Consider the following 25,532-nt stretch of genomic DNA (forward strand, 5'->3'; position numbering starts at 1 on the left):
GAACCTAGCGAGGGGGGAGGGGGATGCAAGTCGTTAACCGGGGGCGGGTCCTCCAAATCCTCCCCCAGCTCGCTGGGGGAGGGAGACCGCCCGCGCAGCGGGTGGTGGAGGGGCAGCGGGTCTGCGTATACGGCGAGCCGCCGTGTCATCCCGCKGCCCCTCCACCACCGCCCCTTGGGCGGCGGTCCCCCTCCCCGAGACAAGCTCGGGGAGGATTTTCTCGTGCCAAAGCCGGACGCCCGCACTAGACTCGCGCCCATGGCCGACATCCAGACCGCAACCGCCAGCCCGGCAGTCCACGAACCCCCGGTGATCTACCGCGCGGATTATCAGCCGCCCGACTGGCGGGTGGAGACGGTCAGCCTTGAATTCGATCTCGACCTGTCGGCGACCGAGGTGCACGCGACGCTCGGTATTGTCCGCAACGGCGATCACGACCGCGCGGTGCGGCTCGATTGCGACGGCGCGCTGCCGCAGACGCTCGCCGTCGATGGCCAGCCGGTCAATTGGAGGCAGGAGGGCAGTAGAATCGCCTTCGACGTCCAGGGTGAACGCGCGATCGTCACGCTCAGCACCCGCATCGCGCCCGATACCAACACCCAGCTGATGGGGCTGTTCGCCTCGAACGGCATGCTGTGCACCCAGTGCGAGGCCGAAGGCTTTCGCCGCATCATCCCGTTCGTCGACCGGCCCGACAACATGTCGGTCTACGAGGTGCTGCTGCGCGCGGACAAAAGCCGGTTTCCGGTGCTGCTGAGCAACGGCGCGCTGGTCGAATCGGGCGATCTGGACGGCGGGCGGCATTATGCCCGCTGGCGCGATCCGCACCCCAAGCCGAGCTATCTGTTCGCGCTCGTCGCGGGCGATCTGGTTGCGACGCGCGACAGCTTCACGACGAAGAGCGGGACGCATGTCGATCTCGCCATCTTCGTGCGCGCAGGCGACGAGGGGCGCACCGCGCATGCGATGCAGGCGCTCAAGGCCTCGATGGCCTGGGACGAGCGCGTCTACGGCCTCGAATACGATCTGCCGGTGTTCAACATCGTCGCGGTCAGCGATTTCAACATGGGGGCGATGGAGAACAAGGGCCTCAACATCTTCAATTCGCGCTATATCCTCGCCGATCCGGATACGGCCACCGATTACGACTATGACGCGATCGAGGGCGTGGTCGCGCACGAATATTTCCACAACTGGTCGGGCAACCGCGTCACCTGCCGCGACTGGTTCCAGCTGAGCCTCAAGGAAGGTTTCACCGTCTATCGCGACCAGTGTTTTTCCGCCGACATGGGGTCCGAAGCGGTCAAGCGGATCGAGGACGTGCGGATGCTGCGCGCGGCGCAGTTTCCCGAGGATGCAGGGCCGCTCGCGCACCCGATCCGCCCCGACAGCTATATGGAGATCAGCAACTTCTACACCTCCACCGTCTATAACAAGGGCGCGGAGGTGATCCGCATGATGGCGACCATGGCGGGGCCCGAACGTTTCCGTGCAGGGTGCGACCTGTACTTCGCGCGGCATGACGGCGAGGCGGCGACCTGCGAGGATTTCGTGCGCGCGATGGAGGAGGGGGCCGGGCTCGACCTCGGCCAGTTCCGCCGCTGGTACGAACAGGCGGGCACGCCGCAGGTCCAGGCGCGGCTGGAGCATGATGCCGCCACCGGCACCGCTACGCTACACCTGCGGCAGAATTTCACGCCCACGCCGGGCCAGCCCGCCAAGCCGCTGATGCCGATCCCCTTGCGCACCGCCCTGATCGACCGCGACATGAAGGCGCATCGCGGTGAGATGCTGGTGGTGCTGACCGAGGCCGAGCAGGCGCTGAGCTTTACCGGCTATGCGCGCGCGCCAGTGCTGTCGATCAATCGCGGCTTTTCCGCGCCGGTGAATCTCGATGTCGCGCGCGCGAGCGGCGACCTTCCCTTTCTGGTGCGGCACGATGACGATCCGTTCGCGCGCTACGAGGCGCTGCAGCAGCTCGTCATCGACCGGCTGATCGCCGACATTGCCGATATGGACGGCCCCGGTGCGGCGCAGGGTCATGCGGTCTCGCTCGACGAGATCATCGCGGTGTTCGGGGATCTGGTCAGCGACCAGCGGCTCGACGATTCGATGCGCGCCGAGATCCTGAGCCTGCCGACAGAAGCGTTTCTGGGCGAGCAGATGCTGATCGTGCGCCCCGAGGCGATCCATGTGGCGCGCAAGAGCCTGCGCAAGGCGATCGGGTCGCGGCTGCTGAACCAGTGGCGGATTGTGCACGAGCGCGCCTCTTCCGTACCCTATTCGCTGAGCCGCGAGGCGCGCGGCGCGCGCAAGATCAAGTCGCTGGCGTTGGGGTACATTGCCTCGGCAGAAGCCGGCGATGCCGCAATGGTGGCTTTCGACCAGTTCGCGCGCGCAGACAACATGACCGATCGCCAGGGCGCGCTCGCGGTGCTCGCCAGCATGCAGGCAGACCAGCGCGAAACCGCGCTCGACAGCTTCTACAACCGCTATCAGGGCAATGCGCTGGTCATCGACAAATGGTTCTCGCTGCAGACCGGCTCGGCGCATCCACGCGTGCACGAGCAGATGCTCGAGCTCATCCGGCACAAGGATTTCACGCTGACCAACCCCAACCGGGTGCGCGCGCTCTACTGGCCGTTCGTGTCGAACCAGGCGGTGTTCCATGAGGCGAGCGGGCGCGGCTACGAGCTGCTGACCGATCTGGTGCTGAAGCTCGATCCGCTGAACCCGCAGACCACCGCGCGCTTCATTGCGCCGCTGGGACGCTGGCGGCGGTTCGACGAGGCGCGCGCCGCGAAGATGCGCGACTGCCTCGAGCGGATCCTGGCGCAGCCGGGATTGTCCAAGGATGTGACCGAACAGGTGGTGAAGAGCCTTGAATAACGAACAATACGCTCCCCGCATGACGCACATCCCCATCCTCACCTCGCCCGCGCTCGAAGGCATCGCGCACGGCTTTACCGGGCGGCGCGGCGGGGTTTCGACCGGGCTGGTTGCGGGGCTCAATGTCGGGCTGGGATCGGATGACGATCCGGCGGCGGTGCGCGAGAACCGCAGGCGCGCGGCCGAGGCGATCCTGCCCGGATCGACGCTGGTGACATTGCACCAGGTGCACAGTGCGGACGTGGTGCGGGTGAATTCCGCCATTCCGGTCGAGGACCGGCCAAAGGCCGACGCGATGGTTACCGATCGACCGGGGTTGCTGCTCGGCGTACTCGGCGCCGATTGCCCGCCGATCCTGTTCGCTGACACGCGTGCGCAGATCATCGGCGCGGCGCATTCGGGCTGGAAGGGGGCGTTTGCCGGGGTCGGCGAGGCGACGGTGGCGGCGATGGAGCGCATGGGCGCGCATCGCGAGCATATCGTCGCGGCGATCGGCCCGTGCATCCAGCAGAAAAGCTATGAGGTGGACGCCGGTTTCTTCCGCCGCTTCTGCGAGGCCGCGCCCGAAAACGAGCGCTTCTTCCGCGAGGGCCGGGCCGACCATTATCAGTTCGATCTGGAAGGCTATATCGCGGCGAGGCTCGCGGCGTTCGGCATCGGCACGGTGCATATGAGCGGGGTCGATACCTATTCGGACGAGGCGGGCTATTTCAGCTTCCGCCGCGCGACGCACCGCGGCGAGCCCGATTACGGGCGGCAGATGGGGGCGATTGGGCTTGCCTCCTGAACGGCCTGGTTGGTTTCCTTTGTAATCAGTTGCACGCTCGGGCATAGATGAGGGCATGGAAGGGATGGGAAAAAGCCCGCCCAATCGCAGGAACCCCGCATATGACCGACACCCCGATCAAGCCGATCGCCACCCCCACCCCGCGCCGCAAGCCCAAGCCGCAGGTCGAGATGCTGGGCGGGCGCAAGCTCAAGCCTGCGACGCTGATGATGGGCCATGGCTTCGACCCCGTATTGTCCGAAGGCTCGCTGAAGGCGCCGATCTTCCTGACGAGCACCTTCGCGTTCGAGAATGCGGCGGCGGGCAAGCGCCATTTCGAAGGGCTGACCGGCAAGCGCCCGGGCGGCGCCGAAGGCCTGGTCTATTCGCGCTTCAACGGCCCCAATCAGGAGATCCTCGAAGACCGGCTGAGCATCTGGGACGATGCCGAAGACGCGCTGGTGTTCTCGAGCGGCATGTCCGCGATCGCCACGCTGCTGCTCGCCTATTGCAGCAACAATGACGTGATCGTGCATTCGGGTCCGCTCTATGCCGCGACCGAGGCGATGATCGCACGCATTCTCTCGCGCTTCGGCATCACCTATCTCGACTTCCCCGCCGGCGCGACCCGCGCGGAAATCGACGCGGTGCTCGAAAAGGCGAAGGACATGGCAGCGAAGCAGGGCGGCCGCGTGGCGATGATCTATCTCGAAAGCCCCGCCAACCCGACCAATGCGCTGGTCGATATCGAGGCGGTGGCCGAAGCGCGCGATGCCGTGCTGGGTAACGAAGCCGTGCCGACGCCGATCGCGATCGACAACACCTTCCTCGGACCGCTGTGGCAGCAGCCGCTGCACCATGGCGCGGATATCGTGGTCTATAGCCTCACCAAATATGTCGGCGGGCACAGCGATCTGGTCGCGGGCGGACTGTCCGGACCCAAGAAGTGGATGGACCCGGTGCGCGCGCTGCGCAACACCATCGGTACGATCTGCGACCCCAATACCGCCTGGATGCTAATGCGCTCGCTCGAAACGGTCGAGCTGCGCATGACCCGCGCGGGCGAGAATGCCGCCAAGGTCTGCGCCTTCCTGGCGCAGCACCCCAAGGTCGAGGGGCTGGGCTATCTCGGCATGATCCACGATGCGCGCCAGCAGGATATTTTCGATCGCCACTGTTCGGGCGCGGGATCGACCTTCTCGCTGTTCATCAAGGGCGGCGAGGCGGAGAGCTTCCGCTTTCTCGACAGTCTGCGTCTCGCCAAGCTGGCGGTGAGCCTGGGCGGCACCGAGACGCTGGCCAGCCATCCCGCCGCAATGACGCATCTTTCGGTGCCCGATGCGCGCAAACTGGCGCTCGGCATCACCGACAATCTGGTGCGCATCTCGATCGGCGTGGAGGATCCCGACGATCTGATCGCCGATTTCGAACAGGCGCTCGAGCAGGTCTGACCAACCGATGGCCCCCGGAGGAATCCGGGGGCCGATACCGGATCAGCGAATCGCGCGATAGGGCACGCCGCCGCTGCCCGACTGGCGCTGGCGGATGAGGCGGATATAGGTTTCAGCAAGACCCCGGTTGATCCGGTCCCAGCTGTATTTCTCGCTGCGCTTGAGGCCCGCCTGGCCATGGCGTGCGCGCAGATCGGCGTCTCCGCAATAGGCCTGGAGCGCATCGGCGAACTCGACCGTCGCGCCGGGACGCACCAGCTGGCCGGTGACATTGTGCTCGACCAGGCTCTCGCTGCCCGTCGCGCGGGCGGCGACCACGGGCACGCCGCAGGCCATGGCCTCGAGCGTCACATTGCCGAAGGTCTCGGTGATCGACGGGTTGAAGAACAGGTCCATGCTCGCGACCGCACGGCCGAGATCGGTGCCGCCCTGAAAGCCTGCGAACACCGCCCCGGGTAACCGCGATTCGAACCAGCCGCGCGCGGGCCCTTCGCCCACCACCAGCACCTGATGCGGAACCTGACGCCGCACCAGCCGGTCGATCGAATCGGAAAAGACGTCGAGCCCCTTTTCCATCACCAGCCGCCCGAGAAAGCCGATCACCGGCACGTCGTCGGCCAGGCCCAGCGAGCGCCGCCAGTCCATGTCGCGCATGCCGGGGTTGAAGATGTGCTTGTCCACCCCGCGCGACCAGATGCCGACATCATAGCTCATCCGCTGTTCGCGCAGCACCTGCGCCATCGAATCGGACGGCGCGACAATGGCGTCGCACTTGCGGTAGAGGCGGCGCAGGATGGCCTCGAGCACCGGCTCGAGAAACGCCATGTTGTAATAGCGCGGATAGGTCTCGAACCGCGTGTGCACCGATCCGAGCACCGGGATATTGTGCCGCTGCGCCCAGCGCACGGCGCTATGCCCGGCGCTGTCGGGGCTGGAAATGTGCACGACATTGGGTGCGAACCGGTTCAGGTCCTTCTTGATCCTGGGCGGCAGGATCGTCGTCACGCGATATTCGGCGCGGCCGGGGATCGGCAGCGAGGGCAGGCTGATCAGATCGCCCGCCGGCTCGAACGCGGGGGTTTTCGTGGTCGGCGAATAGACGCGGACCTGCGCGCCATTGTCGAGCAGCCAGCCGACCAGCCGGTTGAGCGCCTGGTTCGCGCCATCGCGCACGTAATTGTAGTTGCCGCTGAACAGCGCAATGCGGAGATCGGAAATGTCCATGATCGGCCCGCCTTAGGCCCGCTTTGATGCAAAAGCCAGTATTTGCGGGATTTGCACTCAACTTCCCCTTCGTCACCCCCGCGAAGGCGGGAATGACGGGTCATTGAGATGAGGGCCCGATCAGGCTTCCGCCGCGACCGGCTCGGGCGGCGGCAGCAGGCGGATGCGCGTCACGCGGCGCTCGTCGCCGTCGACGATCTCCAGCCGCCAGCCGCTGTCATGCTCGAGCATGCGTCCGGGAGCTGGCACCTCGCCCGCCAGCATGAAGGCCAGCCCGCCCAAGGTATCGACCTCGTCGTCGATCTCGCCGAGCGCCGCATCGACCAGCTTGGCGACATCGGCGAGTTCAGCGCGGGCATCGGCCTCCCAGGCGCCGTTCTCGCCGGGCGTCACCAGCGTTTCGGGCTCGTCGTCATGCTCGTCCTCGATATCGCCGACGATTTCCTCGACCAGATCCTCGATCGTCACCAGCCCTTCCGTGCCCGAATATTCGTCGATGACGATCGCGAGGTGCGTGCGCGTCTGGCGCATCTCGGCGAGCAGGTCGAGCACGCCCATGGTTTCGGGCACGAAACGCGGCTGGCGGATCAGATTTTCCCAGCTGTCCGGGCGCGGGCCATCGGCGGCGATGATCGGGAAGACGTCCTTGATGTGCACCATGCCGACGATGTGATCGAGCGAGCCGTCATAGACCGGTACGCGGCTGTGCCCGTGCTCTGCAAAGATCTGGACCAGCGCGTCGAAGCTCGCGTGCCGGTCGATCGCGATGATGTCGCTGCGCGGCACCGCGACATCGTCGACATCATGCTCGCTGAAATGCAGCAGGTTGCGCAGCATCTCGCGCTCGATGCGCGACAGGTCGCCACGCGACGATGCACCATCGGCATCGTCATCATCCTCGTGCTCGTCGATCGCCTCTTCAAGCTGGGCGCGCAACGACTGGTCGTGTTGTTCTCCGAACAGCAGGGCCTTCAAGCCCCGCCATATTCGCCCCGAACCTTCGTCTTGTGCGGTGGATTTCCCCCCGCCATTACTGTCTCCGTCTGCCATGACTGGCTGAATCTTAACCCCGCTCTTGGATTTGATGGGAAGGCAGCATCTGAACTTGCACTGCTAATATGGATTGTCGATGCCCAGATTGGCAAGCGCTTTCACCTCCAGCGCTTCCATGATCTCCGCATCGGCCTCGTCGATATGGTCGTGCCCCAGCAGGTGGAGCATGCCGTGCAGCGCCAGATGGGTGGCATGGGCGCCAAGCGCAATGCCCTTTTCCTCCGCCTCGCGCGCGCAGGTCTGATAGGCGAGCATGATGTCGCCGAGCAGCACCTCGCCCCCAAAATCGTCGGCGCCGGTGTTCGCCAGCGCAGTGAAATCGTCGGGATCGATCATGGGAAAGGACAGCACATTGGTCGGCTTGTCCTTGTGCCGATAATCGCGGTTGAGCGCCTGCACCTCGTCATCGGTGCCGAAATGCACGCTGACCGAGACGGTGAACGGCGCGCTGGCGAGCGACCCCTGCGCGCTGACGGCCAATGCTGCGGAAATGGCGCGCGCAGCGAGCGCCTCCCAGTCGGTATCGCCGGGCCAGATGGGGTCGATGGAGGTTTCGGTTTCTATCATGGGGCTATCCCCCTCCGTTTGTCCCGAGCGAAGTCGAGGGACGTTGCGCTGCGTCCCTCGACTTCGCTCGGGACAAACGGGGTGGGTCAGAGGTTAACGTGCCTGTGGCTAATCACGCATCCTTGCCCTCATAGGCCTCGACGATGCGCCCGACGATCGGGTGGCGCACCACGTCCGCTGTGGTGAAGCGCACGGTGCCGATGCCCTGCACGCCCTCGAGCCGCCCGACCGCATCGGCGAGCCCCGAGGCTCCGACGCCGCCGGGCAGGTCGACCTGCTTGGGGTCGCCGCAGATCACCATGCGGCTGTTCATGCCGAAGCGGGTGAGGAACATCTTCATCTGCGCCGGAGTGGTGTTCTGCGCCTCGTCGAGGATGATGAAGCTGTCCGCCAATGTGCGCCCGCGCATGAAGGCGAGTGGGGCGATCTCGATCTCGCCGCTGGCAATCCGCCGCTCGACCTGTTCGGCGGGCAGCGTGTCGTAGAGCGCGTCGTAGAGCGGGCGAAGGTACGGATCGACCTTTTCCTTCATGTCGCCGGGCAGGAAGCCCAGTCGCTCGCCCGCCTCGACCGCCGGGCGCGACAGGATCAGCCGGTTGACGGTGCCGGTGATCAGCTGGCTCACCGCCTGCGCCACCGCGAGATAGGTCTTGCCGGTGCCCGCAGGCCCCAATGCGAAGATCACGTCGTCGCGCACCAGCGAGCGCATATATTCGGTCTGCGTCGCCGAACGCGGCACGATCGTCTTCTTGCGCGTGCGGATCATGATCGCTGGCGGATCGGCCACCTCGCTCCGCACGATGCCTTCCAGCGTCGGTTCGGCGGACATGGTGATCAGCGCATCGACCGCGCCCTCGTCGATATCCAGCCCCTGTTCGATCCTTTTGTGCAGGCCGACCAGCACGTCGCGTGCGCGCGCCGCGCTTTCCGCCTCGCCCTCGATCTGGATGCGGTTGCCGCGCGCCTGGATATACACGCCCAGCCGGTTCTCGATCGCCACCAGATTCTTGTCGAACTGGCCGAACAGCGGGCCGAGCAAGGTCGGCTCGTCGAACTCGACCCCGATCCGCGCCTTATTGGCGGGCTCGGGCCGATTGAACGGAAAGTCGCTGCCATAGACCGGAGACAGCTGCGTCGATTGCGGGTCGCGCTTGCCGCGAAACTTGGTCGAATCGCCGCCGCGTCCGCCGCTACCCTTCTTGTGCGCCATCAGGCCGCCACCAGTGCCAGCGGCTCGCCCGCCAGGCTGTTGGGTCCGGCTGAAACGATCTCGACCTCGATCAGGTCGCCGATCTTCGCGCTTTCGTCGGTCACGTGCACCGATTGCAGCCAGGGCGACTTGCCCACCAGCTGGCCCGGCTTGCGACCGGTGCGTTCGAGCAGCACCTTCATGCGCTTGCCGACCGTGGCCATGTTGAAGGCGTGCTGCTGGCTGTTGAGCAGGTCCTGCAGGCGCTGCAGCCGCTCGTCCATGATCTCGGGCGCGATCTGATCCTCCATATCGGCGGCGGGGGTGCCGGGGCGGGGCGAATATTTGAAGCTGAACGCCTGAGCGTAGTTCGTGTCGCGCACGATATCGAGCGTCGCCTGGAAATCGGCCTCGGTCTCGCCGGGAAAGCCGACGATGAAATCGCCCGACATCGCGATATCGGGCTTCGCGGCGCGGATCCGGTCGATCAGCTTGAGATAGCTCGCCGCTGTATGGCTGCGGTTCATCGCCTTCAGGATGCGGTCGCTTCCTGCCTGCACGGGCAGGTGAAGGTACGGCATCAGCTTGGGGATGTCGCGGTGCGCCGCGATCAGCGCGTCGGTCATGTCATTGGGATGGCTGGTGGTATAGCGGATGCGCTCGAGCCCCGCCATGTCGGCCAGCGCCTCGATCAGCCCTTCGAGCCCCTTGGCCCGGCCCCTGTCGTCCTGCCCGGTCCAGGCGTTGACGTTCTGGCCGAGCAGCGTGATCTCCTTCACCCCGGCTTCGACCAGCGCGCGCGCCTCGGCCACCAGATCGGCATAGGGGCGGCTGATTTCCGCGCCGCGCGTATAGGGCACCACGCAATAGGTGCAGAACTTGTCGCAGCCTTCCTGCACCGTCAGGAACGCCGATGGTCGCTGCTGGCGCGCGCGATCAGGCAGCGCGCCGAATTTGGTGGCTGCGGGCATGTCGGTATCGATCGCAGTTTCGCCGCGCCGCGCCTGCTCGATCAGCTCGGGCAGCCGGTGATAGGCCTGCGGTCCGACGACGATATCGACGCTGCGTGCGCGCTTTGCGATTTCCTCGCCCTCGGCCTGGGCGACGCAGCCTGCGACCGCGATCATCGGCTTCGATCCGTCCTCGCGCTTGAGGCGGCCGATGTCGGAATAGACCCGCGCCACCGCCTTTTCGCGGATATGGCAGGTGTTGAGGATGACGAGATCGGCCTCGTCGCGACTTTCGGCCTGGCTCATGCCCTGCGCGGCGAGCATCTCGCCCATGCGCTCGCCGTCATAGACGTTCATCTGGCAGCCGAACGAGGTCACGAAATAGCGGCGGGGCGCGTCCCCGGCGGATTCGGGGGCGGGCACGGGCGATGTATCGATGCTGTGGGTCATGAATGCCAAAGGCTATACAGCCGGTTCGCGCCCCAAGGAAGCACAAAGCGCCGCATCGATCCTCGCCCGCGCCTCGGCCGCGATCGCCTTGCGCCCCGGGAAATCGGCCGGGCTGAACGGTTCGAGGAAATGCATCGTCACCCAGAAGCTGCCCTGCCGGGTGAACAGCCGCAGCGCATTGTTCGGCGCGGTTTCTTCGCCCACCCAGGCGATGTCATGCGCTTGGGCGCCGTAATCGAGATAGATCGGCTGGACGAGCACGCCGGGCGGCGGCGGATCGAGCACCTGAAGCAGCGGTGACTTGAACGGCAGCAGCTTGCTGCCATCGGTGGTGGTGCCTTCGGGAAAGATGGTGATCGCCCAGGTCTCGGCGAGCGCATCGCGCAGCTCGTTGATCTGACCGGCAATGCCGAGCCGGTTGGTGCGCGAGACGAACACGGTGTCGTTGAGATTGCACAGCCAGCCGATGACGGGCCAGCTCTTGATCCCGTCCTGCGCCACAAATGCACTGCCGTTGCGCCCGGCAATGACCGGAATGTCGAGCCAGCTCAGATGATTGGCAATATAGAACACATCGCGCTTGAGCGGGGTGCCGACCACGCGGACCTTCGCCCCGCAGGCGCGCCCGACGCCGCGCAGGAACAGCTTGGGCCAGGGATTGGAGAGCCGAAGCGTGCGCCAGACATAATAGAGCGGCACGCAGACGATCAGCATCAGCACGATCAGCAGCACGCGCAAGGCAAGCCGGACGCGCCCGATCAGCCCCGGATCGCGCCAGTGCAGATGCGCCATATCGGGCGTATCGGGATAGAGCGGCGGCGGCGGTGCGGGCGCCGGGCTGGCCTCGCTCATGGAAAGGCTCAATCCTTGCGGTCGAGCGCGACGCCGTAAAGCTCCATGCGATGGTCGACCAGCCGATAGCCAAGTCTCTCGGCGATCAGCTTCTGCAGCGCCTCGAGCTCGGGGTCGACGAACTCTAGCACCTTGCCGGTCTCGACATCGATCAGATGGTCGTGATGCGCTTCGGGCGCAGCCTCATAGCGCGCGCGGCCATCGCCGAAATCGTGCCGGTCGAGAATGCCGGCCTCTTCGAACAGCCGCACGGTGCGATACACGGTCGCGATGGAGATGCGCGGATCGATGGCCGAGGCACGTTCATGCAGCCGCTCGACATCGGGATGATCATCGGCTTCGGACAGCACGCGCGCGATCACGCGCCGCTGATCGGTGATCCGCAGACCACGATCGGCGCACAACGCCTCCAGGTCGATTTTCTGGCGCATGCTGCCCCTTTTGCAATGCCGTTGCTGGTTGAGGCCAGTCCGCCGCATGATGAAAGGCGATGGCTGGCGGGCGCCGGGACAGGTCCCTTGCGCCTTCCAGCCAATTTATCGTGCCATGCCGCAAATGCAACCGCTCGCGATGCCGGATGGCTCCGGATCAGCGATTAGCTGCCGCTGCGCCGGCTTGGCCCCAGGATTACTTGCCTGTCCGCTTGCCAGGCTTGCGGCCCAGGCCGATCTTCTTGGCGAGCTCGCGGCGGGTCGCGGCGTAATTGGGTGCAACCATCGGGTAATCGGCGGGCAGGTTCCAGCGCGCGCGATATTCCTCGGGCGTCATGTTGTAGTGGGTCATCAGATGGCGCTTGAGCATTTTCAGCTTTTTGCCGTCTTCCAGACAGATGATGTAATCCGGCTTGACCGACGCGCGTACGGAGACTGCGGGTTCGGGCAGCTCAGGCTCGGCCGCGGCTTCTCCGGGCGTCAGGCTATTCAGCGCGCGATGAACATTTTCGATCAGGCCGGGAATATCGGAAACCGACACGCTATTGTTGCTTACATGCGCAGCGACAATATCCGCCGTGAGCGTAATGAGCGTTTCACGCATATCAAGTTCTGCTTCTGCCATCGTCCTTCATCCCTTTTTCTTGTTCTAGTGTGCGACCACTAATCCCGCAAAGTGGCAGGGCACCGGCGGTATGCAAGGGCAAATCATCCCCGTCAATAGCTAAAGTCTATCACAAAAAACGGATAGTGAATGCTAACATTTTTGGCAGATAAATGCGATTCTATTTTTTACAAGTCGAGCGCTAACGTGAGTGCATCGTAGTGATGACTACCGGCACCTTTGTAGTAACCTTTCCGTAAACCTACGGATTGAAAGCCGAATTTTGAATAAAGATGAATGGCAGGGTTATTTGACCGCATTTCGAGATGGAGTCGCGACACGCCGGCTTGACGCGAATTTTCAACCACTTGATTCAGGAGTGTGGTCGCAGCGCCAAATTGACGCCAATTTGGGGCGACCGCGATCAGCAAGAGTTCTTCTTCCTCTGCCACGCGCCGGGTCATGGCAAAACCGACCGGCTCGCCTGCCGTGTCGGGCGTCGTGGGGGCAATCTCGAGCAGCAGCACATGCGTGAGCGGCATCGCCAGCATCGACCGGGTCTGGCTGTGGTTCCAGGCCTCGCCATAGAGCGGATCGAACGCCTGCTGCATGATGTGCATGACGGGTCCGATCGCATCTTCTGCCGCCAGTCCGGCGAGGAGCTGAAAGGCCGGAGCCGCACGCGGCGCGAATGGGTCGTCCTGGGGCATGGTCAGCCAGTGCCCTGCACGGCCATCGGCTTGGCATCGGCGCCGCGACCATAGACCGGATCGGCCGTCAGCCCGCGCGATGGTGCAGGCAGCAACAGCGCGCGCCTGGCATCGGGCAGCAGCGTCAATGCCACCCCGTGACCGCGCGCGGCCACCAGCGGCTCGGCCATGCTGCCAGCCACCAGGTCGTGCACGCACGCCGCGCTTGCCGCCTCGGGCGGGAGCGAGCCGAGCGCGCTCAGCGCTGCGCCGTCGCGCGCGAAGCTCTGGACGAAATATTCGCCATGGCCGCCGGTCATGGCGACATCGAGTGCCTGGGCGTCGGGATGCGCCTCGAACGCCATCGCGGCGACCAGCGAATGGGTCGAATAGCCGTTTACCGGCACGCCCCAGGCAAGACCCAGCGCGCGTGCTGCCGCCAGGCCCACGCGCACGCCGGTAAAGCTGCCCGGGCCGCAATTGACCAGAATCGCCCTGGCGCGGCCGCGATCGGGCAGCGCGGCGATCATCGGGACCAGCCTTTCGGCATGGCCGCGGCCCATGACCGCATGGTCGCTGGCGATCAGTTCGGAATCCTCGAACAACGCCACCGAACAGGCTTCGGTCGCGGTATCGATGACCAGCAATGTTTCATGATCGGGCAGCATACCCGATGGCCGCTAGCTGATTGTGTTGAACCGGTCAAAACCCGGACGCGGGCTGCGACCGAAAATCGTCGACGGGTCGCCATAGCCCAGCGTCGAGATGAAGTTCGACTTCACATGGGGCTGGTCGGCGAAGAAGGCCTGGTCGACCGCGGCATTGTCGAACCCCGACATCGGACCGGTATCGAGCCCCAGCGCGCGCGCCGCGAGGATGAAATAGGCGCCCTGCAGCGAGGAATTGCGCAACGCCGAGATGCGGCGGAATTCGGCCTTGTCATCGCCGGTGAACCAGCTGCGCGCGTCGGTGTGCGGGAAGAGTTCGGGCAAGAGCTCGTGGAATTCCAGGTCCATGCCGATGACGACGCTGACTGGCGCGGCCAGGATCTTCTTGGCATTGGCCTCCATGCAGCAGGCGGCGAGCTTCTGCTTGGCCTCGTCGGACACGCACCAGACTAGACGCGCGGGCAGCATGTTGGCCGAGGTCGGGCCCATCTTCATCAGGTCCCAGATGGCGTGCAGCTGTTCTGTGCTCACCGGCTGGTCGGTATAGCCGTTATAGGTGCGCGCGGTGCGGAACAGCTGGTCAAGCGCGGCATCGTCGAGCGGTGCGGACATGGGAGAGCTTTCTGGGTCTGGGGAGGAAGAGGAGCCGTCAGGCGGCGCGGACTTCGGTCACTTCGGGCACATAATGCTTGAGCAGCGATTCGATGCCGTGCTTGAGCGTCGCGCTCGACGAAGGGCAGCCCGAACAGGCACCCTGCATCTGCAGATAGACCACGCCCTTGTCGAAGCCGCGATAGACGATGTCGCCGCCGTCATTGGCGACGGCAGGGCGCACGCGCGTCTCGATCAGTTCCTTGATCTGCGCGACGATATCGGCGTCCTCGGGATTGCTCGGCCAGTCGGAATCCTCGGGCGGAACCGAGATGCCCGCAGCGCTGGCGGCGCGGAACAGCGGCATGTCGGCGGAGAAATGGTCGAGCAGCACCGAAAGCACGTCGCCCTTCAGGCTCGACCAGTCGGCGCCGGGCCCCGACGTCACCGAGATGAAATTGTGGCCGAAGAACACGCCGGTGACATCGCCGAGCGAAAAGATCGCTTCGGCCAGTGGCGACGCTTCGGCCTCTTCGGGCGAGGCGAAATCGCGGGTGCCCATTTCCATGACCGTGCGTCCGGGCAGGAACTTGAGCGTGGCGGGGTTGGGCGTGGTTTCGGTCTCTATCAGCATGCAGGCTATCTGGTGCAGCGCAGGGCCGGGCGCAAGGCCGATTTTGTCGATGCCCCCTGCGTCGCTGTGCATGCCATATTCACTGGCCAGTCAGGATGGCGCTGCCTATACATCGGCGCATGACCTTTCCCCTGATGCGCTGTGCGCCCGTGGCCGCTGCTCTGGCGGCGCTTTCGCTGGTAATCTCCCCGCCGCTGCTCGCCAATCTGCCCGGCGAACCGGTCGCCAGCGGCAAGGATGCCAATGGCAAGCCGCTGCGTCCGCCCAATCTGGAGCCGGGCGAAAAGACCCCCTGGCTGTACAAGGGCAGCAACGTGCCGGTCGACAAGGGCTGGACTTTCGGCGAGCTGAGCAACGGCGTTCGCTACGCCGTCCGCCGCAACGGCGTGCCGCCGGGCCAGGTGGCGATCCGCGTGCGCATCGATGCCGGGTCGATGATGGAGACCGATCCCGAACAGGGCTATGCGCACCTGCTCGAGCATCTGACCTTCCGCGGCTCCAAATATGTCCCCGATGGCGAGGCGATCCGCATCTGGCAGCGGCTGGGCGCGAGCTTCGGCAGCGACAGCAATGCCGAAACCACGCCGACGCACACCGTCTACAAGCTCGACCTGCCCGCCGCGACCCCCGCCGGGCTCGACGAGAGCATGAAGATCCTGTCGGGCATGATCCGCGAGCCGGGGCTCACCGCAGATGCGGTCAAGGCCGAGGTGCCGGTGGTGATGGCCGAATTGCGCGAACGGTCGGGCGCGCAGGTGCGCGTCGGCGATGCAACCCGCAACCTGTTCTTCGCCGGGCAGAAGCTCGCCGAACGCTCCCCCATCGGCAAGATCGAGACGCTGAACGCGGCGACGTCCGAGGCGGTGCGCGCCTTTCACCAGCGCTGGTACCGGCCCGAGAACACCGTGATCTCGATCGCGGGCGATGTCGATCCGGCGACGCTCGAACAGCTGATCAAGACCTATTATGGCGACTGGAAGGTTGCCGGAAAGCAGGCGCCCTATCCCGGTTTCGGTGCGCCTGATCCCAAGCTTCCGATCGCGCGAACGATCGTCGAGCCGGGCTTCCCCTATCTCATCAGCATGGCGATCCTGAGGCCCTGGAAGCCGGTCAACGACACGATCGAATATAACCAGCAGCTGCTGATCGATCTGGTCGCGACCCAGCTGATCAACCGCCGACTCGAAGGCCGGGCGCGCGGCGGCGGCAGCTTCCTGCAGGCGCAGGTCAACCAGGAGGATGTCAGCCGTTCGGTCGATGGCACGTTCATTTCTGTCGTGCCGATTGGTGACGACTGGCAGGCGGCGCTCGCCGATGTGCGCGGCGTGCTCGCCGACGCGCTCGCCACCCCGCCGACGCCCGAGGAAATCGCGCGCGAGATGGCCGAGTTCGATGCCGCGCTGGCGGTGCGCGTCGAAAGCGCCGCGACCGAGGCGGGGGCCAAGCAGGCCGACGATATCGTCGGCGCGGTCGATATCCGCGAGACCATCGCCTCGCCGCAGACCGCGCTGGACGTGTTCCGTGGCATGAAGGACCTGTACACGGCCGAAAGGCTGCTCGAATCGACCCGGCGCCAGTTTACCGGCGTCACCACCCGCGCGATCCTGGTCTCGCCCAAGCCGGTCGACAATGGCGAAGCACTGCTCAACGCGGCGCTGACGCGTGATGTCAGCGCCGATGCCAGCGCGCGTCTCGCTGCCGCCAAGGTAACCTTCGATGATCTTCCAAAGCTTGGCGCGCCGGGCACGGTCGCGGCGACCACCGATCTCCAGCTGCTCGACATCGAGATGATCGAGCTGTCGAACGGGGTGAAGGCGATCCTCTATCCCAATGACGCCGAAGTCTCGAAGATCATGGTCAAGATCCGCTTCGGCAACGGCTATCAGGCATTTCCGGCGGACAAGCCGTCGCTGGTCTGGGCGGGCCAATCGGCACTGGTGGCGAGCGGCATCGGCGAGATCGGCCAGGAAGGGCTCGACCGGCTGACCAATGGCCGCCGCATCGGTTTCGGCTTCGACGTCGAGAACGACGCGTTCTCGTTCTCCGCCGACACCCGCCGCGCCGATCTGGAGGACCAGCTCAAGCTGTTCGCGACCAAGCTGGCCGCGCCGCGCTGGGATGCGAACCCCGTCCGCCGCGCCAAGGCGGGGACGGAGCTTGCCTATCGCAGCTTCTCGATGTCGCCGCAGACCGTGCTGGAACGCGATCTCAACTATCTCACCCGCGACCGCGATCCGCGCTGGAAGGTGCCGGGGCCGGAAGAAGCCGCGCAGCTGACCCCCGAGGCGTTCCGTGCGACCTGGGAACCGCTGCTGCAACAGGGGCCGATCGAGGTGCTGCTGTTCGGCGATTTCGACCGGGCAGAGGCGATTGCCGCGCTGGAAAAGACCTTTGGTGCGCTGCCGCCACGCCAGCCGGTGCCGGTGGTGGCGGGCCCCTCGACGGTGCGCTTCCCGGCGCCGAACAGCGAGCCGGTGGTCGTGCGGCACGAAGGCGCGCCCGATCAGGCGGCGGCGTTCATCGGCTGGCCGACCGGTGGCGGGCTCGAGGGCGTGCAGGAAAGCCGCCAGCTCGAGATCCTGACCGCGATCTTCAACAGCCGTCTGTTCGACCAGTTGAGGGCGCAAGCCGGCGCGAGCTATGCACCTCAGGTGGTCAACAACTGGCCGATCGCCTTCGACCAGGGCGGCTATATCGGCGTGATCGGGCAACTTGCGCCGGAAAATGTCGCCAAGTTCTTCGAGATCGCCAATGCCATCGCGGCGGATCTTGCGGCAAAGCCGGTGGATGCGGACGAACTGGCTCGTGCGACCGAACCGCTGCGGCAGCTCGTCTCGCGCGCGAGCACGGGCAACAATTTCTGGCTCAACCAGCTGCAGGGCGCCACGCGCGATCCGCGCCGGATTTCGGCGCTGCGCACGATCCTGCCCGATTACACGGTGACTACGCCTGAAAAGATGCAGGCGCTTGCCGCCAAATATCTGCTGCGCGACAAGGCCTGGTCGTTCGTGGTGCTGCCCGAGGAGGCACCTGCCCCCTCGGGTCGGTGATGCGGCCGATCAGCTCGTCGGCATCTCGTCGGGCCCGCGGCCGGGCTCGACGATATCCGGGCCGACCGGATCGATCTCGGGCGGCTGCTGCACCGGGTCTTCCATCGGCGGCTCATTGACCGGCAGTTCGGGCGGGCTCTGCGGCTCGATTCGGTCGGGGGCGGGGATCTTGGGGTCGTCGGGACGTGTGGCCATGAAAAGGCTCCTTTCGTTCGACCTACGCGCCGCCGGTACAGCGGTTGCGGGGGAGACATCGCGCGGGATGCGCCCCCTTGCCCTTTGCGGCAACCTTCTTTAGACGCGCACGCTTGATTACCGCGACGCGGGCGTGGCGAAACTGGTAGACGCGCCAGATTTAGGTTCTGGTATCGAAAGATGTGGGGGTTCAAGTCCCTTCGCCCGCACCATCGCATGGATGGCCGGGAAAGGGTGGGATTGCCCTTTCTTATTATGGAAAGACAAGAGTTTAAGCCGATGCAGATTGTCGAGACGCTGAACGAGGGCCTGAAGCGGGCCTATACCATCACCATCCCCGCCAAGGATCTGGACGCCCGGGTCGATGCGGAGGTGAAGAAGATCGCGCCGCAGGTGCGCATGCCCGGTTTCCGCCCCGGCAAGGTGCCCGCCAACCTGATTCGCAAGATGCACGGCGAATCGATTCACGCCGATGCACTCAACGCGACGATCCAGGAAAGCGTCGACAAGGCGATCCGCGACAACAATCTGCGCCCCGCCATCCAGCCCTCGGTCGACCTCAATGAGGATTATGCCGCCGGCAAGGATGCCGAGGTCAAGGTCTCGCTCGAAGTGCTGCCCCAGGTTCCCACCCCGGCGATCGATTCGATCACGCTCGAGCGCCTGACGGTCGAGCCTGCCGAGGAAGCCGTGACCGAGGCGCTGCAGCGCATCGCCGACGGCCAGAAGAGCTATGACACCGCGCCCAAGAGCTACAAGGCCAAGGAAGGCGACCAGGTCGTCATCGACTTCGAAGGCAAGGTCGATGGCGTGCCGTTCGAAGGCGGCAAGGGCGAAGGCATGGCCGTGGTCATCGGTTCGGGCCAGCTCATCCCCGGTTTCGAGGACCAGCTCGTCGGCCTGAAGGCCAATGACGAAGCCGTGATCAACGTGACCTTCCCCGAAAATTACGGTGCCAAGGATCTCGCAGGCAAGGCCGCGACCTTCGACATCGTCGTCGGCGAGGTGAAGAAGCCGGGCGAGACCAAGCTCGACGACGATTTCGCCAAGTCGCTCGGCCTCGAAAGCCTCGAGCAGCTGACCGGCCTGATCAAGGGCCAGCTCGAGCAGGAACTGAACGGCCTGACCCGCACGCACATGAAGCGCCGCCTGCTCGACCAGCTGGCCGCCAATCATGACTTCGAGGTTCCGCCCTCGATGGTCGAAGCCGAGTTCAACCAGATCTGGGCGCAGCTCGAACAGGAAGCCGCGCAGGAAGAGGATGTCGAGGCTGCTCGCGCCGAGATGGAAAAGGACCGCGACGAATATCACGCGATCGCGGTGCGCCGCGTGCGCCTCGGCCTGCTGCTCTCCGAGATCGGCCAGGCCAATGGCGTCGAGGTGTCGGCGCAGGAAATGAACATGCTGATCGCGCAGGCCGCGCAGCAGTATCGCCAGGAAGACCGTCAGCGCTTCGCGGAATATATCCGCAACACGCCGATGGCCGCTGCCCAGCTGCGCGCGCCGCTTTATGAGGACAAGGTCGTCGACTTCCTGTTCGACAAGGCGACGATCACCGACCGCAAGGTCACCCGCGAGGAGCTGGAAGCGGCGATCGAGGCGGACGAGGACGGCCATGTCCATGGTCCCGATTGCGGCCATGACCACAGCCACGACGAAAAGCCCAAGGCCAAGAAGGCCGCGCCGAAAAAGGCTGCGGTGAAGAAGGACGCCGAAGCCGCTCCGGCTGAAGCGGCTGAAGAAGCCAAGCCCGCCAAAAAGGCTCCGGCCAAGAAGGCAGCCGCGAAGAAGGAAGAGGCTCCGGCAGAAGCCGCAGAAGCTGCCGAAAAGCCTGCCAAGAAGGCCCCGGCGAAAAAGGCCGCTGCCAAGAAGGCCTGAGCCTTCTGCGCTGAGAACAGAGCAAAGCCCCCGCGAGCCCGTCTCGCGGGGGCTTTTTCATATCCGCCGCCAGCGCCGGTCGGCGAGGATCGCGCGCGCGGCATTGTGCCCCGGCGCGCCGGTGACGCCGCCGCCCGGATGCGTGCCCGATCCGCACATGTACAGGCCCTTCAAGGGCCCGCGATAATCGGCATGGCCCAGCACCGGCCGCGCCGCCCAGAGCTGGTCGAGGCTCATACGTCCGTGGAAGATATCGCCGCCGACCAGCCCGAATTTGCGCTCCAGGCCTTTCGGGCTGAGTATCTGCCGCCCCAGGATCGAAGCGCGAAAGCCGGGCGCGTGCGCCTCCACGGTGCCGATGATCGTGTCCGCCGCCGCAGCTTCCTGCTCTTCCGTCCAGGCGAGCGCGGGATCGAACTGCTGGCAGAACAGGCTCGCGACATGATGTCCCGCCGGCGCGAGGCTGTCGTCGACTTGGGAGGGAATCAGCATCTCGACAATCGGTTCGCGCGACCATCCGTGCGCCTTGGCGTCGGTGAACGCCCGGTCCATGTAATCGAGGCTGGGTGCGATCACGATCCCCGCACGCAGATGCTCGCCCGCTCCGGGCAGGCTGGCAAAGTTGGGCAACCGATCGAGCGCGACATTCATGCGGAAGCTGCCTGACCCGGTGGCATAGCCGCGCATCCGCCGCGCGAAATCGTCAGGCAGCGCGGCTTCGGGCACCAGCCGCCCATAGAGCAGTTTCGGCCCGACATTGGCGATGATCCGGCTGCTCCACATCTCCTCGCCGCTCGCCAGTCGCACCCCGACCGCGCGTCCGCCCTCGACCAGCACCTGATCGACCGGGCTGTTCAGGCGGATGTCCACGCCCTGTTCGGCGCAGGCCTCGGCCATCATCCGCGTGATGCTGCCCATGCCGCCGACGACATGCCCCCAGCTGCCCTTGTTGCCGTTCACCTCGCCGAAGACATGGTGGAGCAGCACATAGGCCGATCCCGGCGTATCGGGGCTGGCATAGTTACCGACCACCGCATCGAAGCCGAACGCGGCTTGCACCGGCGCGCTCTCGAACCATTGGCTGAGGAACTCGCGCGCCGATTTGGTGAACAGCTCGAGCACGTCGCGCTGCACGTCGCGCGACAGCCGTGAGAGCAGCCGCCCGGTGGTCAGCGCTTCCACCAAACCGGCGATGCCACTGCCGATATTGGGCGGCGGCCGCAGCGCCAGATCGCGCAGCACATCCGCGACTCGGTCGAGCATCGCGTAATAGCCCGGCAGCGCCTCGGCATCGCGCTTCGAGAAGCGCGCGAACTCGGCCTGCGTCCGCTCGAGCCCCCCGCCCAGGATCAGATGGTCGCCTTGGGGCAGCGGCAGGAAATTGGAAACGGGCCGCTCGATGACGCGATAGCCGCGCTGCACCAGCCCCATGTCCGCGATGACGCGCGGCTGCAGCAGGCTGACGGTATAGCTCGCCACTGAATTGCGGAAACCGGGATGGAACTCCTCGGTCACCGCCGCGCCGCCGACGACGCCCCGCGCCTCGACGATGCGCACGTTCATGCCCGAACGCGCGAGATAGAAGGCGCAGGTCAGTCCGTTATGCCCGCCCCCGATGATGATCGCATCCGGCTGTGTGTCGCTCTTCGCCATGGATTGAAGGCCTAGCCCAGCCTTGCGCCCTCGCCAACCGCGTACGGCCCCAAGAAATCGCTGGCGTGGGCTTGCGGATATTGATAGCGGTTCGCAAAACCATGCTTCTTGACCAGCTTCCCACCGGCCAGCGCGCGGAGATTGCCGCGATCGACTGGAGCATCCTGCCTCCAGACGAAGGCAAGCGCCTGCGCGCGCTCGGCGTCGACGAAGGCGCGATGGTCTCGATCCGCCAGCGCGGCATCTTTTTCGGCCGCGATCCGATCGCGCTCGATATCGGGCGGATGACCGTGGCGATCCGCCGCGTCCATGCCCGCGCGATCACGCTGCGCGAACCGGAGCCTATCGCATGACCCGCCATCAGCCGCTGATCGCGCTGGTCGGCAACCCCAATGCCGGCAAGAGCGCGCTGTTCAACGCGCTCACCGGGGCGCGGCAGAAGATCGCCAACTATCCCGGCGTCACCGTCGAGCGCAAATCGGGCCGCTTCGCCTTTGCCGATGGCCGCCCCGCCGAGCTGATCGACCTGCCCGGCAGCTACAGCCTCGACCCCACCAGCCCCGACGAGGCGGTGACCCGCAACGTGGTGATGGGTGCCCAAGCGGGCGAGCGCCAGCCCGATGCGCTGGTGATCGTGCTCGATTCGGCCAATCTCGACCAGCATTTGGTCTTCGCGCTCGAACTGCTGCAGCTTGGCTTGCCGACCGTCATCGCGCTCAACATGGTCGATCTCGCCGAACGCGACGGGCTCACGCTCGATGCGGCGCGGCTCGCGGCCGATCTCGGCGTTCCCGTCATCCCCACCGTGGCGGTGCGCCGCCGTGGCCTGACCGAACTGGCGGGAGCGCTCGATGCGGTGATCCTAGCGAAACAGGTGCCGCACGCGCCGCTCGGTGAGCCCGATATGCGCGCGCGGCGCCGCCGGGCCGAGCATATCGCGACTGCCGCGATCGTCAGCCAGACGCAGAGCCGCCGCTGGACCGACCGCGCCGATGCCGTGCTGCTCCACCCCTTTGCCGGCCCGCTGATCCTGTTCGCGCTGCTGTTCGTGATCTTCCAGGCGGTGTTCAGCTGGGCATCGCCCTTTGCCGATGCGCTCGAGGCGGGCGCGGGCGCGCTGAGCGAGCTGGCCACGGCGGTCATTCCCGAAGGCTTTTTCCGCTCGCTGGTGGTCGATGGGGCGATTGCGGGCGTCGGCGCGGTCGTCGTCTTCCTGCCGCAGATCGTCATCCTGTTCTTCTTCATCCTGATGATGGAGGCGACCGGATATATGGCGCGCGCCGCGTTCATCATGGACCGGCTGATGGCGAGTGTCGGGCTGTCGGGCCGCTCGTTCATCCCGCTGCTCTCCAGCTTTGCCTGCGCGATCCCCGGCATCATGGCGACGCGAAGCATCTCGGACGAGAAGGACCGGCTCACCACCATCCTGATCGCGCCGCTGATGACCTGTTCGGCGCGGCTGCCCGTCTACACCGTGATCATCGCCGCGTTCATCCCTGAAATCGCGGTCGGACCCGGCATCGGGCTGCAGGGGCTGGTGCTGTTCGGCCTCTATGTCTTCGGCATCATCGGCGCGATGGTGGTCGCGCTCGTGCTGCGCTCGACCGTCGCCAAGGGCGGGGCGAGCGGTTTCCTGATGGAAATGCCCAAATACCAGATGCCGCGCCTCGCCGATCTTGCGCTCGGCCTGTGGCAGCGCGCCTGGCTGTTCCTGCGCCGCGCGGGCACGATCATCTTCGCGGTCACCATCGGCCTGTGGCTGCTGCTCAGCTATCCGCAGGTGCCCGAAGGCAGCAGCATGAGCCAATCCGAATATTCGGCCGCCGGGCGGATCGCGAGCGTGCTCGAACCCGTGGTCGCGCCGATCGGCTTTTCGCGCGACATTGCGCTAGCGCTGATCCCCGCGATGGCAGCGCGCGAGGTCGCGGTCTCGGCGCTCGCCACCACTTACGCGATCGACGCGACCGACGAGGACGAACAGGCCCAGGCGCTGGGTGAGCGGCTTGCCGGGCGCTGGTCGCTGCCGACCGCGCTCGCCTTTCTCGCCTGGTTCGTGTTCGCGCCGCAATGCATCTCGACGATCGCGGTGACGCGGCGCGAGACCAATGGCTGGAAATGGCCGATGTTCATGGTCGGCTATCTGTTCGGCCTGGCCTGGATCGCGGCTGGCATCACGTTCTGGACTGCGACGGCATTCGGTCTATAGACGCGTCATCGCGCCATCGGCATAGTGCCGGGCAACACTCATCACAGCATCAAAATCCTGAGGAAAGCATATGTCGGGCAGCGTCAACAAGGTCATCCTGATCGGCAATCTGGGGGCCGATCCCGAGGTCCGCAGCTTCGCCAATGGCGGCAAGGTCGCCAATCTCCGCCTCGCCACCACCGAGAGCTGGAAGGACCGCAATACCGGCGAGAAGCAGGAGCGCACCGACTGGCACACTGTCGCGGTGTTCGGCGATGGCCTGGCGGGCGTGGCCGAGCGCTTCCTGCGCAAGGGCAGCAAGATCTATGTCGAAGGCCAGTTGCGCACCCGCAAGTGGCAGGACCAGCAAGGCAATGACCGCTACACAACCGAAGTGGTGCTGCAGGGCCCCGGCGCGGTGCTGACCATGCTCGACAGCGCGCAGGGCCGTGGCGGCGGTGGCGGCGGCATGGGCGGCGGCGGCGACTTTGGCGGCGGTGGCTCGCGCGGCGGGTCGTCGGGCGGAAGCTCGGGCAGCTCGCGCGGCTTCAACGACGGCGGCTCGTCGAGCGGCTGGGGCGGCGGCGGCTTCGACGACGATCTCAACGACGACGTTCCGTTCTGATCGGTCGCTGACGGCGGGTCGGTGCGATGACGGACAAGGCCGAGGCGCTCAAGACGCTGCTGATCCGAAACTTCGATACCGTTCCGCTCGAGCATCGTACCCGCACCGCAAGCGTCGATTTCCGCCATGCGCGGGTCACCGAGGGGACGGCGGCGAGCAAATTGGGCGCGGCGGTGCTGGTCGTGGCACCGGGCAAGATCGCCTGTCCCTATCATCTGCACCATGCCCAGGAAGAGATGTTCGTCATCCTCGAAGGCAGCGGTACGCTGAGGGTGGCGGGCGAGCACGTTCCCATTGGTGCTGGCGATGTCATCACCGTGCCGCCGGGGCCGGATTACCCGCGCCAGATCATCAACACGTCAGACGCGCCGCTCAAATATCTCGCGATCAGTACGCAGGACGACCCGGAAATCTACGAATATCCCGATTCGGGAAAGTTCATGGCCGAAGCTGGCTTGTTTCGGGAGCATCCCTTCGAGGTGATCCAGCGCAGCCGCGAAAGCCTGGACTATTGGGATGGCGAGCCCTGAAATCAAACAACCGGACACGAGGCCAACATGCGCTTTACCATTTACCACAACCCCAAATGCGGCACCTCGCGCAACGTGTTGGCTGCGATCCGCGAGGCGGGGCATGAGCCTGAGGTCATCGAATATCTCAAGACCCCGCCCTCGCGCGAGACGCTGGAAAGCCTGATCGCAAGGGCGGGCGAGGGCGCACGCGGCCTGCTGCGCGCCAAGGAGCCGCTGGTGAAGGAACTCGGCCTCGACGGGGCCGATGTCACCGATGCGGCGATCGTCGACGCGATGATGGCGCACCCGATCCTGATCAACCGCCCGATCGTGGTGACCGACAGCGCGGTGAAGCTCTGCCGCCCCAGCGAGACGGTGCAGGAACTGCTCTGACACGAAACCCCGGCGCAGCGATCGCCACGCCGG

General features: G+C 65.6%; 24 protein-coding genes and 1 tRNA gene. 11 read left to right on the forward strand and 14 right to left on the reverse strand.

The window, feature by feature from the left end; translation table 11 throughout:
* Positions 1-258 precede the first annotated feature (258 nt).
* The 3 genes from pepN to FG486_RS07050 all read left to right on the forward strand — a co-directional run bounded on the left by pepN (position 259) and on the right by FG486_RS07050 (position 5,106).
* Positions 259-2,889, forward strand: coding sequence for an aminopeptidase N (gene pepN, locus FG486_RS07040; protein WP_181267044.1), 2,631 nt, complete (start codon positions 259-261; stop codon positions 2,887-2,889).
* Positions 2,890-2,908: 19 nt separating this feature from the next.
* The gene (gene pgeF, locus FG486_RS07045) at positions 2,909-3,676 is read left to right on the forward strand and encodes a peptidoglycan editing factor PgeF (protein ID WP_181267045.1); all 768 of its coding nucleotides are present in this window, start codon (positions 2,909-2,911) and stop codon (positions 3,674-3,676) included.
* 101 nt (positions 3,677-3,777) lie between these two features.
* Positions 3,778-5,106: a cystathionine gamma-synthase family protein gene (locus FG486_RS07050; RefSeq protein ID WP_066277973.1), complete on the forward strand. Its 1,329-nt coding sequence runs from the start codon at positions 3,778-3,780 to the stop codon at positions 5,104-5,106.
* 42 nt (positions 5,107-5,148) lie between these two features.
* Here the strand turns inward: FG486_RS07050 and FG486_RS07055 are convergent, their stop codons facing one another.
* The 12 genes from FG486_RS07055 to FG486_RS07110 all read right to left on the reverse strand — a co-directional run bounded on the left by FG486_RS07055 (position 5,149) and on the right by FG486_RS07110 (position 15,008).
* Positions 5,149-6,330: a glycosyltransferase family 4 protein gene (locus tag FG486_RS07055; protein ID WP_066277976.1), complete on the reverse strand. Its 1,182-nt coding sequence runs from the start codon at positions 6,328-6,330 to the stop codon at positions 5,149-5,151.
* A gap of 120 nt (positions 6,331-6,450) precedes the next feature.
* Positions 6,451-7,380 (reverse strand): hemolysin family protein, encoded by a 930-nt coding sequence (locus FG486_RS07060; protein ID WP_066277979.1) that lies wholly within the window; start codon positions 7,378-7,380, stop codon positions 6,451-6,453.
* Positions 7,381-7,443: 63 nt separating this feature from the next.
* On the reverse strand, positions 7,444-7,950 hold the full coding sequence (gene ybeY, locus FG486_RS07065; protein ID WP_181267046.1) for an rRNA maturation RNase YbeY: 507 nt from the start codon (positions 7,948-7,950) through the stop codon (positions 7,444-7,446).
* 112 nt (positions 7,951-8,062) lie between these two features.
* Positions 8,063-9,160 carry a PhoH family protein gene (locus FG486_RS07070; protein ID WP_241695650.1) on the reverse strand — a complete coding sequence of 366 codons (1,098 nt, stop codon included), beginning with the start codon at positions 9,158-9,160 and terminating at the stop codon, positions 8,063-8,065.
* The gene (gene miaB / locus FG486_RS07075) at positions 9,160-10,539 is read right to left on the reverse strand and encodes a tRNA (N6-isopentenyl adenosine(37)-C2)-methylthiotransferase MiaB (RefSeq protein WP_181267047.1); all 1,380 of its coding nucleotides are present in this window, start codon (positions 10,537-10,539) and stop codon (positions 9,160-9,162) included. The genes FG486_RS07070 and miaB overlap by 1 nt, the downstream gene beginning before the upstream one ends.
* A 12-nt stretch (positions 10,540-10,551) precedes the next feature.
* Entirely contained in the window at positions 10,552-11,391 is an 840-nt protein-coding gene (locus FG486_RS07080) for a lysophospholipid acyltransferase family protein (protein WP_181267048.1), read from the reverse strand.
* An 8-nt stretch (positions 11,392-11,399) separates the two neighbouring features.
* Complete coding sequence (locus tag FG486_RS07085) at positions 11,400-11,822, reverse strand: Fur family transcriptional regulator (RefSeq protein WP_060977413.1); 423 nt, start codon at positions 11,820-11,822, stop codon at positions 11,400-11,402.
* 196 nt (positions 11,823-12,018) lie between these two features.
* A complete protein-coding gene (locus FG486_RS07090; protein ID WP_060977412.1) occupies positions 12,019-12,447 on the reverse strand; it encodes a Ros/MucR family transcriptional regulator in 429 nt (142 codons plus the stop codon).
* A gap of 167 nt (positions 12,448-12,614) precedes the next feature.
* Positions 12,615-13,136 carry a GNAT family N-acetyltransferase gene (locus FG486_RS07095; RefSeq protein WP_181267049.1) on the reverse strand — a complete coding sequence of 174 codons (522 nt, stop codon included), beginning with the start codon at positions 13,134-13,136 and terminating at the stop codon, positions 12,615-12,617.
* A 2-nt stretch (positions 13,137-13,138) separates the two neighbouring features.
* Positions 13,139-13,783 carry a tRNA (adenosine(37)-N6)-threonylcarbamoyltransferase complex dimerization subunit type 1 TsaB gene (gene tsaB, locus FG486_RS07100; protein WP_181267050.1) on the reverse strand — a complete coding sequence of 215 codons (645 nt, stop codon included), beginning with the start codon at positions 13,781-13,783 and terminating at the stop codon, positions 13,139-13,141.
* 12 nt (positions 13,784-13,795) lie between these two features.
* Positions 13,796-14,395, reverse strand: coding sequence for a malonic semialdehyde reductase (locus tag FG486_RS07105; RefSeq protein ID WP_181267051.1), 600 nt, complete (start codon positions 14,393-14,395; stop codon positions 13,796-13,798).
* A gap of 37 nt (positions 14,396-14,432) precedes the next feature.
* Positions 14,433-15,008, reverse strand: a complete 576-nt coding sequence (locus FG486_RS07110; RefSeq protein ID WP_137776114.1) for a NifU family protein — start codon at positions 15,006-15,008, stop codon at positions 14,433-14,435.
* 119 nt (positions 15,009-15,127) lie between these two features.
* Here FG486_RS07110 and FG486_RS07115 point away from each other — a divergent pair, with 119 nt between their 5' ends.
* Positions 15,128-18,058, forward strand: coding sequence for a M16 family metallopeptidase (locus tag FG486_RS07115; RefSeq protein ID WP_181267052.1), 2,931 nt, complete (start codon positions 15,128-15,130; stop codon positions 18,056-18,058).
* A 9-nt stretch (positions 18,059-18,067) separates the two neighbouring features.
* Here the strand turns inward: FG486_RS07115 and FG486_RS07120 are convergent, their stop codons facing one another.
* Positions 18,068-18,253 (reverse strand): hypothetical protein, encoded by a 186-nt coding sequence (locus FG486_RS07120; protein WP_066278843.1) that lies wholly within the window; start codon positions 18,251-18,253, stop codon positions 18,068-18,070.
* Positions 18,254-18,380: 127 nt separating this feature from the next.
* Here FG486_RS07120 and FG486_RS07125 point away from each other — a divergent pair.
* Both FG486_RS07125 and tig read left to right on the forward strand, forming a co-directional pair.
* Positions 18,381-18,465 (forward strand) — tRNA-Leu (locus FG486_RS07125).
* Positions 18,466-18,532: 67 nt separating this feature from the next.
* Positions 18,533-20,131, forward strand: a complete 1,599-nt coding sequence (gene tig, locus FG486_RS07130) for a trigger factor (protein ID WP_181267053.1) — start codon at positions 18,533-18,535, stop codon at positions 20,129-20,131.
* Between the two features lie 57 nt (positions 20,132-20,188).
* On the opposite strand, the gene FG486_RS07135 is transcribed toward tig, so the two are convergent.
* Entirely contained in the window at positions 20,189-21,784 is a 1,596-nt protein-coding gene (locus FG486_RS07135; protein WP_181267054.1) for a phytoene desaturase family protein, read from the reverse strand.
* A gap of 101 nt (positions 21,785-21,885) precedes the next feature.
* On the opposite strand from FG486_RS07135, the gene FG486_RS07140 reads away from it, so the two are divergent.
* The 5 genes from FG486_RS07140 to arsC all read left to right on the forward strand — a co-directional run bounded on the left by FG486_RS07140 (position 21,886) and on the right by arsC (position 25,499).
* Entirely contained in the window at positions 21,886-22,137 is a 252-nt protein-coding gene (locus FG486_RS07140) for a FeoA family protein (protein WP_181267055.1), read from the forward strand.
* Positions 22,134-23,990 (forward strand): ferrous iron transporter B, encoded by a 1,857-nt coding sequence (gene feoB, locus FG486_RS07145; protein WP_181267056.1) that lies wholly within the window; start codon positions 22,134-22,136, stop codon positions 23,988-23,990. Before FG486_RS07140 ends, feoB begins: the two co-directional genes overlap by 4 nt.
* Positions 23,991-24,060: 70 nt before the next feature.
* On the forward strand, positions 24,061-24,594 hold the full coding sequence (ssb, locus tag FG486_RS07150) for a single-stranded DNA-binding protein (protein WP_181267057.1): 534 nt from the start codon (positions 24,061-24,063) through the stop codon (positions 24,592-24,594).
* A gap of 26 nt (positions 24,595-24,620) precedes the next feature.
* Positions 24,621-25,124 (forward strand): cupin domain-containing protein, encoded by a 504-nt coding sequence (locus FG486_RS07155; RefSeq protein WP_181267058.1) that lies wholly within the window; start codon positions 24,621-24,623, stop codon positions 25,122-25,124.
* 27 nt (positions 25,125-25,151) lie between these two features.
* Positions 25,152-25,499, forward strand: a complete 348-nt coding sequence (arsC, locus tag FG486_RS07160) for an arsenate reductase (glutaredoxin) (protein ID WP_181267059.1) — start codon at positions 25,152-25,154, stop codon at positions 25,497-25,499.
* Positions 25,500-25,532: the final 33 nt, after the last annotated feature.

This window comes from Blastomonas ursincola, from assembly GCF_013607875.1.
In the GTDB taxonomy this organism is placed as follows: domain Bacteria; phylum Pseudomonadota; class Alphaproteobacteria; order Sphingomonadales; family Sphingomonadaceae; genus Blastomonas; species Blastomonas ursincola.

Excerpts from the sequence above, each read along its gene's own strand:
- FG486_RS07120 (WP_066278843.1), bottom strand. The coding sequence starts at position 18,253 with ATGGCCACACGTCCCGACGACCCCAAGATCCCCGCCCCCGACCGAATC.
- FG486_RS07110 (WP_137776114.1), bottom strand. The coding sequence starts at position 15,008 with ATGCTGATAGAGACCGAAACCACGCCCAACCCCGCCACGCTCAAGTTC.
- FG486_RS07070 (WP_241695650.1), bottom strand. The coding sequence starts at position 9,160 with ATGGCGCACAAGAAGGGTAGCGGCGGACGCGGCGGCGATTCGACCAAG.
- FG486_RS07050 (WP_066277973.1), top strand. The coding sequence starts at position 3,778 with ATGACCGACACCCCGATCAAGCCGATCGCCACCCCCACCCCGCGCCGC.
- FG486_RS07135 (WP_181267054.1), bottom strand. The coding sequence starts at position 21,784 with ATGGCGAAGAGCGACACACAGCCGGATGCGATCATCATCGGGGGCGGG.
- FG486_RS07155 (WP_181267058.1), top strand. The coding sequence starts at position 24,621 with ATGACGGACAAGGCCGAGGCGCTCAAGACGCTGCTGATCCGAAACTTC.
- FG486_RS07055 (WP_066277976.1), bottom strand. The coding sequence starts at position 6,330 with ATGGACATTTCCGATCTCCGCATTGCGCTGTTCAGCGGCAACTACAAT.
- FG486_RS07090 (WP_060977412.1), bottom strand. The coding sequence starts at position 12,447 with ATGGCAGAAGCAGAACTTGATATGCGTGAAACGCTCATTACGCTCACG.
- FG486_RS07095 (WP_181267049.1), bottom strand. The coding sequence starts at position 13,136 with ATGCCCCAGGACGACCCATTCGCGCCGCGTGCGGCTCCGGCCTTTCAG.
- tsaB (WP_181267050.1), bottom strand. The coding sequence starts at position 13,783 with ATGCTGCCCGATCATGAAACATTGCTGGTCATCGATACCGCGACCGAA.
- FG486_RS07140 (WP_181267055.1), top strand. The coding sequence starts at position 21,886 with ATGCTTCTTGACCAGCTTCCCACCGGCCAGCGCGCGGAGATTGCCGCG.
- FG486_RS07080 (WP_181267048.1), bottom strand. The coding sequence starts at position 11,391 with ATGAGCGAGGCCAGCCCGGCGCCCGCACCGCCGCCGCCGCTCTATCCC.
- ssb (WP_181267057.1), top strand. The coding sequence starts at position 24,061 with ATGTCGGGCAGCGTCAACAAGGTCATCCTGATCGGCAATCTGGGGGCC.
- FG486_RS07115 (WP_181267052.1), top strand. The coding sequence starts at position 15,128 with ATGACCTTTCCCCTGATGCGCTGTGCGCCCGTGGCCGCTGCTCTGGCG.
- arsC (WP_181267059.1), top strand. The coding sequence starts at position 25,152 with ATGCGCTTTACCATTTACCACAACCCCAAATGCGGCACCTCGCGCAAC.
- FG486_RS07105 (WP_181267051.1), bottom strand. The coding sequence starts at position 14,395 with ATGTCCGCACCGCTCGACGATGCCGCGCTTGACCAGCTGTTCCGCACC.
- pepN (WP_181267044.1), top strand. The coding sequence starts at position 259 with ATGGCCGACATCCAGACCGCAACCGCCAGCCCGGCAGTCCACGAACCC.
- FG486_RS07060 (WP_066277979.1), bottom strand. The coding sequence starts at position 7,380 with ATGGCAGACGGAGACAGTAATGGCGGGGGGAAATCCACCGCACAAGAC.
- FG486_RS07085 (WP_060977413.1), bottom strand. The coding sequence starts at position 11,822 with ATGCGCCAGAAAATCGACCTGGAGGCGTTGTGCGCCGATCGTGGTCTG.
- miaB (WP_181267047.1), bottom strand. The coding sequence starts at position 10,539 with ATGACCCACAGCATCGATACATCGCCCGTGCCCGCCCCCGAATCCGCC.
- feoB (WP_181267056.1), top strand. The coding sequence starts at position 22,134 with ATGACCCGCCATCAGCCGCTGATCGCGCTGGTCGGCAACCCCAATGCC.
- ybeY (WP_181267046.1), bottom strand. The coding sequence starts at position 7,950 with ATGATAGAAACCGAAACCTCCATCGACCCCATCTGGCCCGGCGATACC.
- tig (WP_181267053.1), top strand. The coding sequence starts at position 18,533 with ATGCAGATTGTCGAGACGCTGAACGAGGGCCTGAAGCGGGCCTATACC.
- pgeF (WP_181267045.1), top strand. The coding sequence starts at position 2,909 with ATGACGCACATCCCCATCCTCACCTCGCCCGCGCTCGAAGGCATCGCG.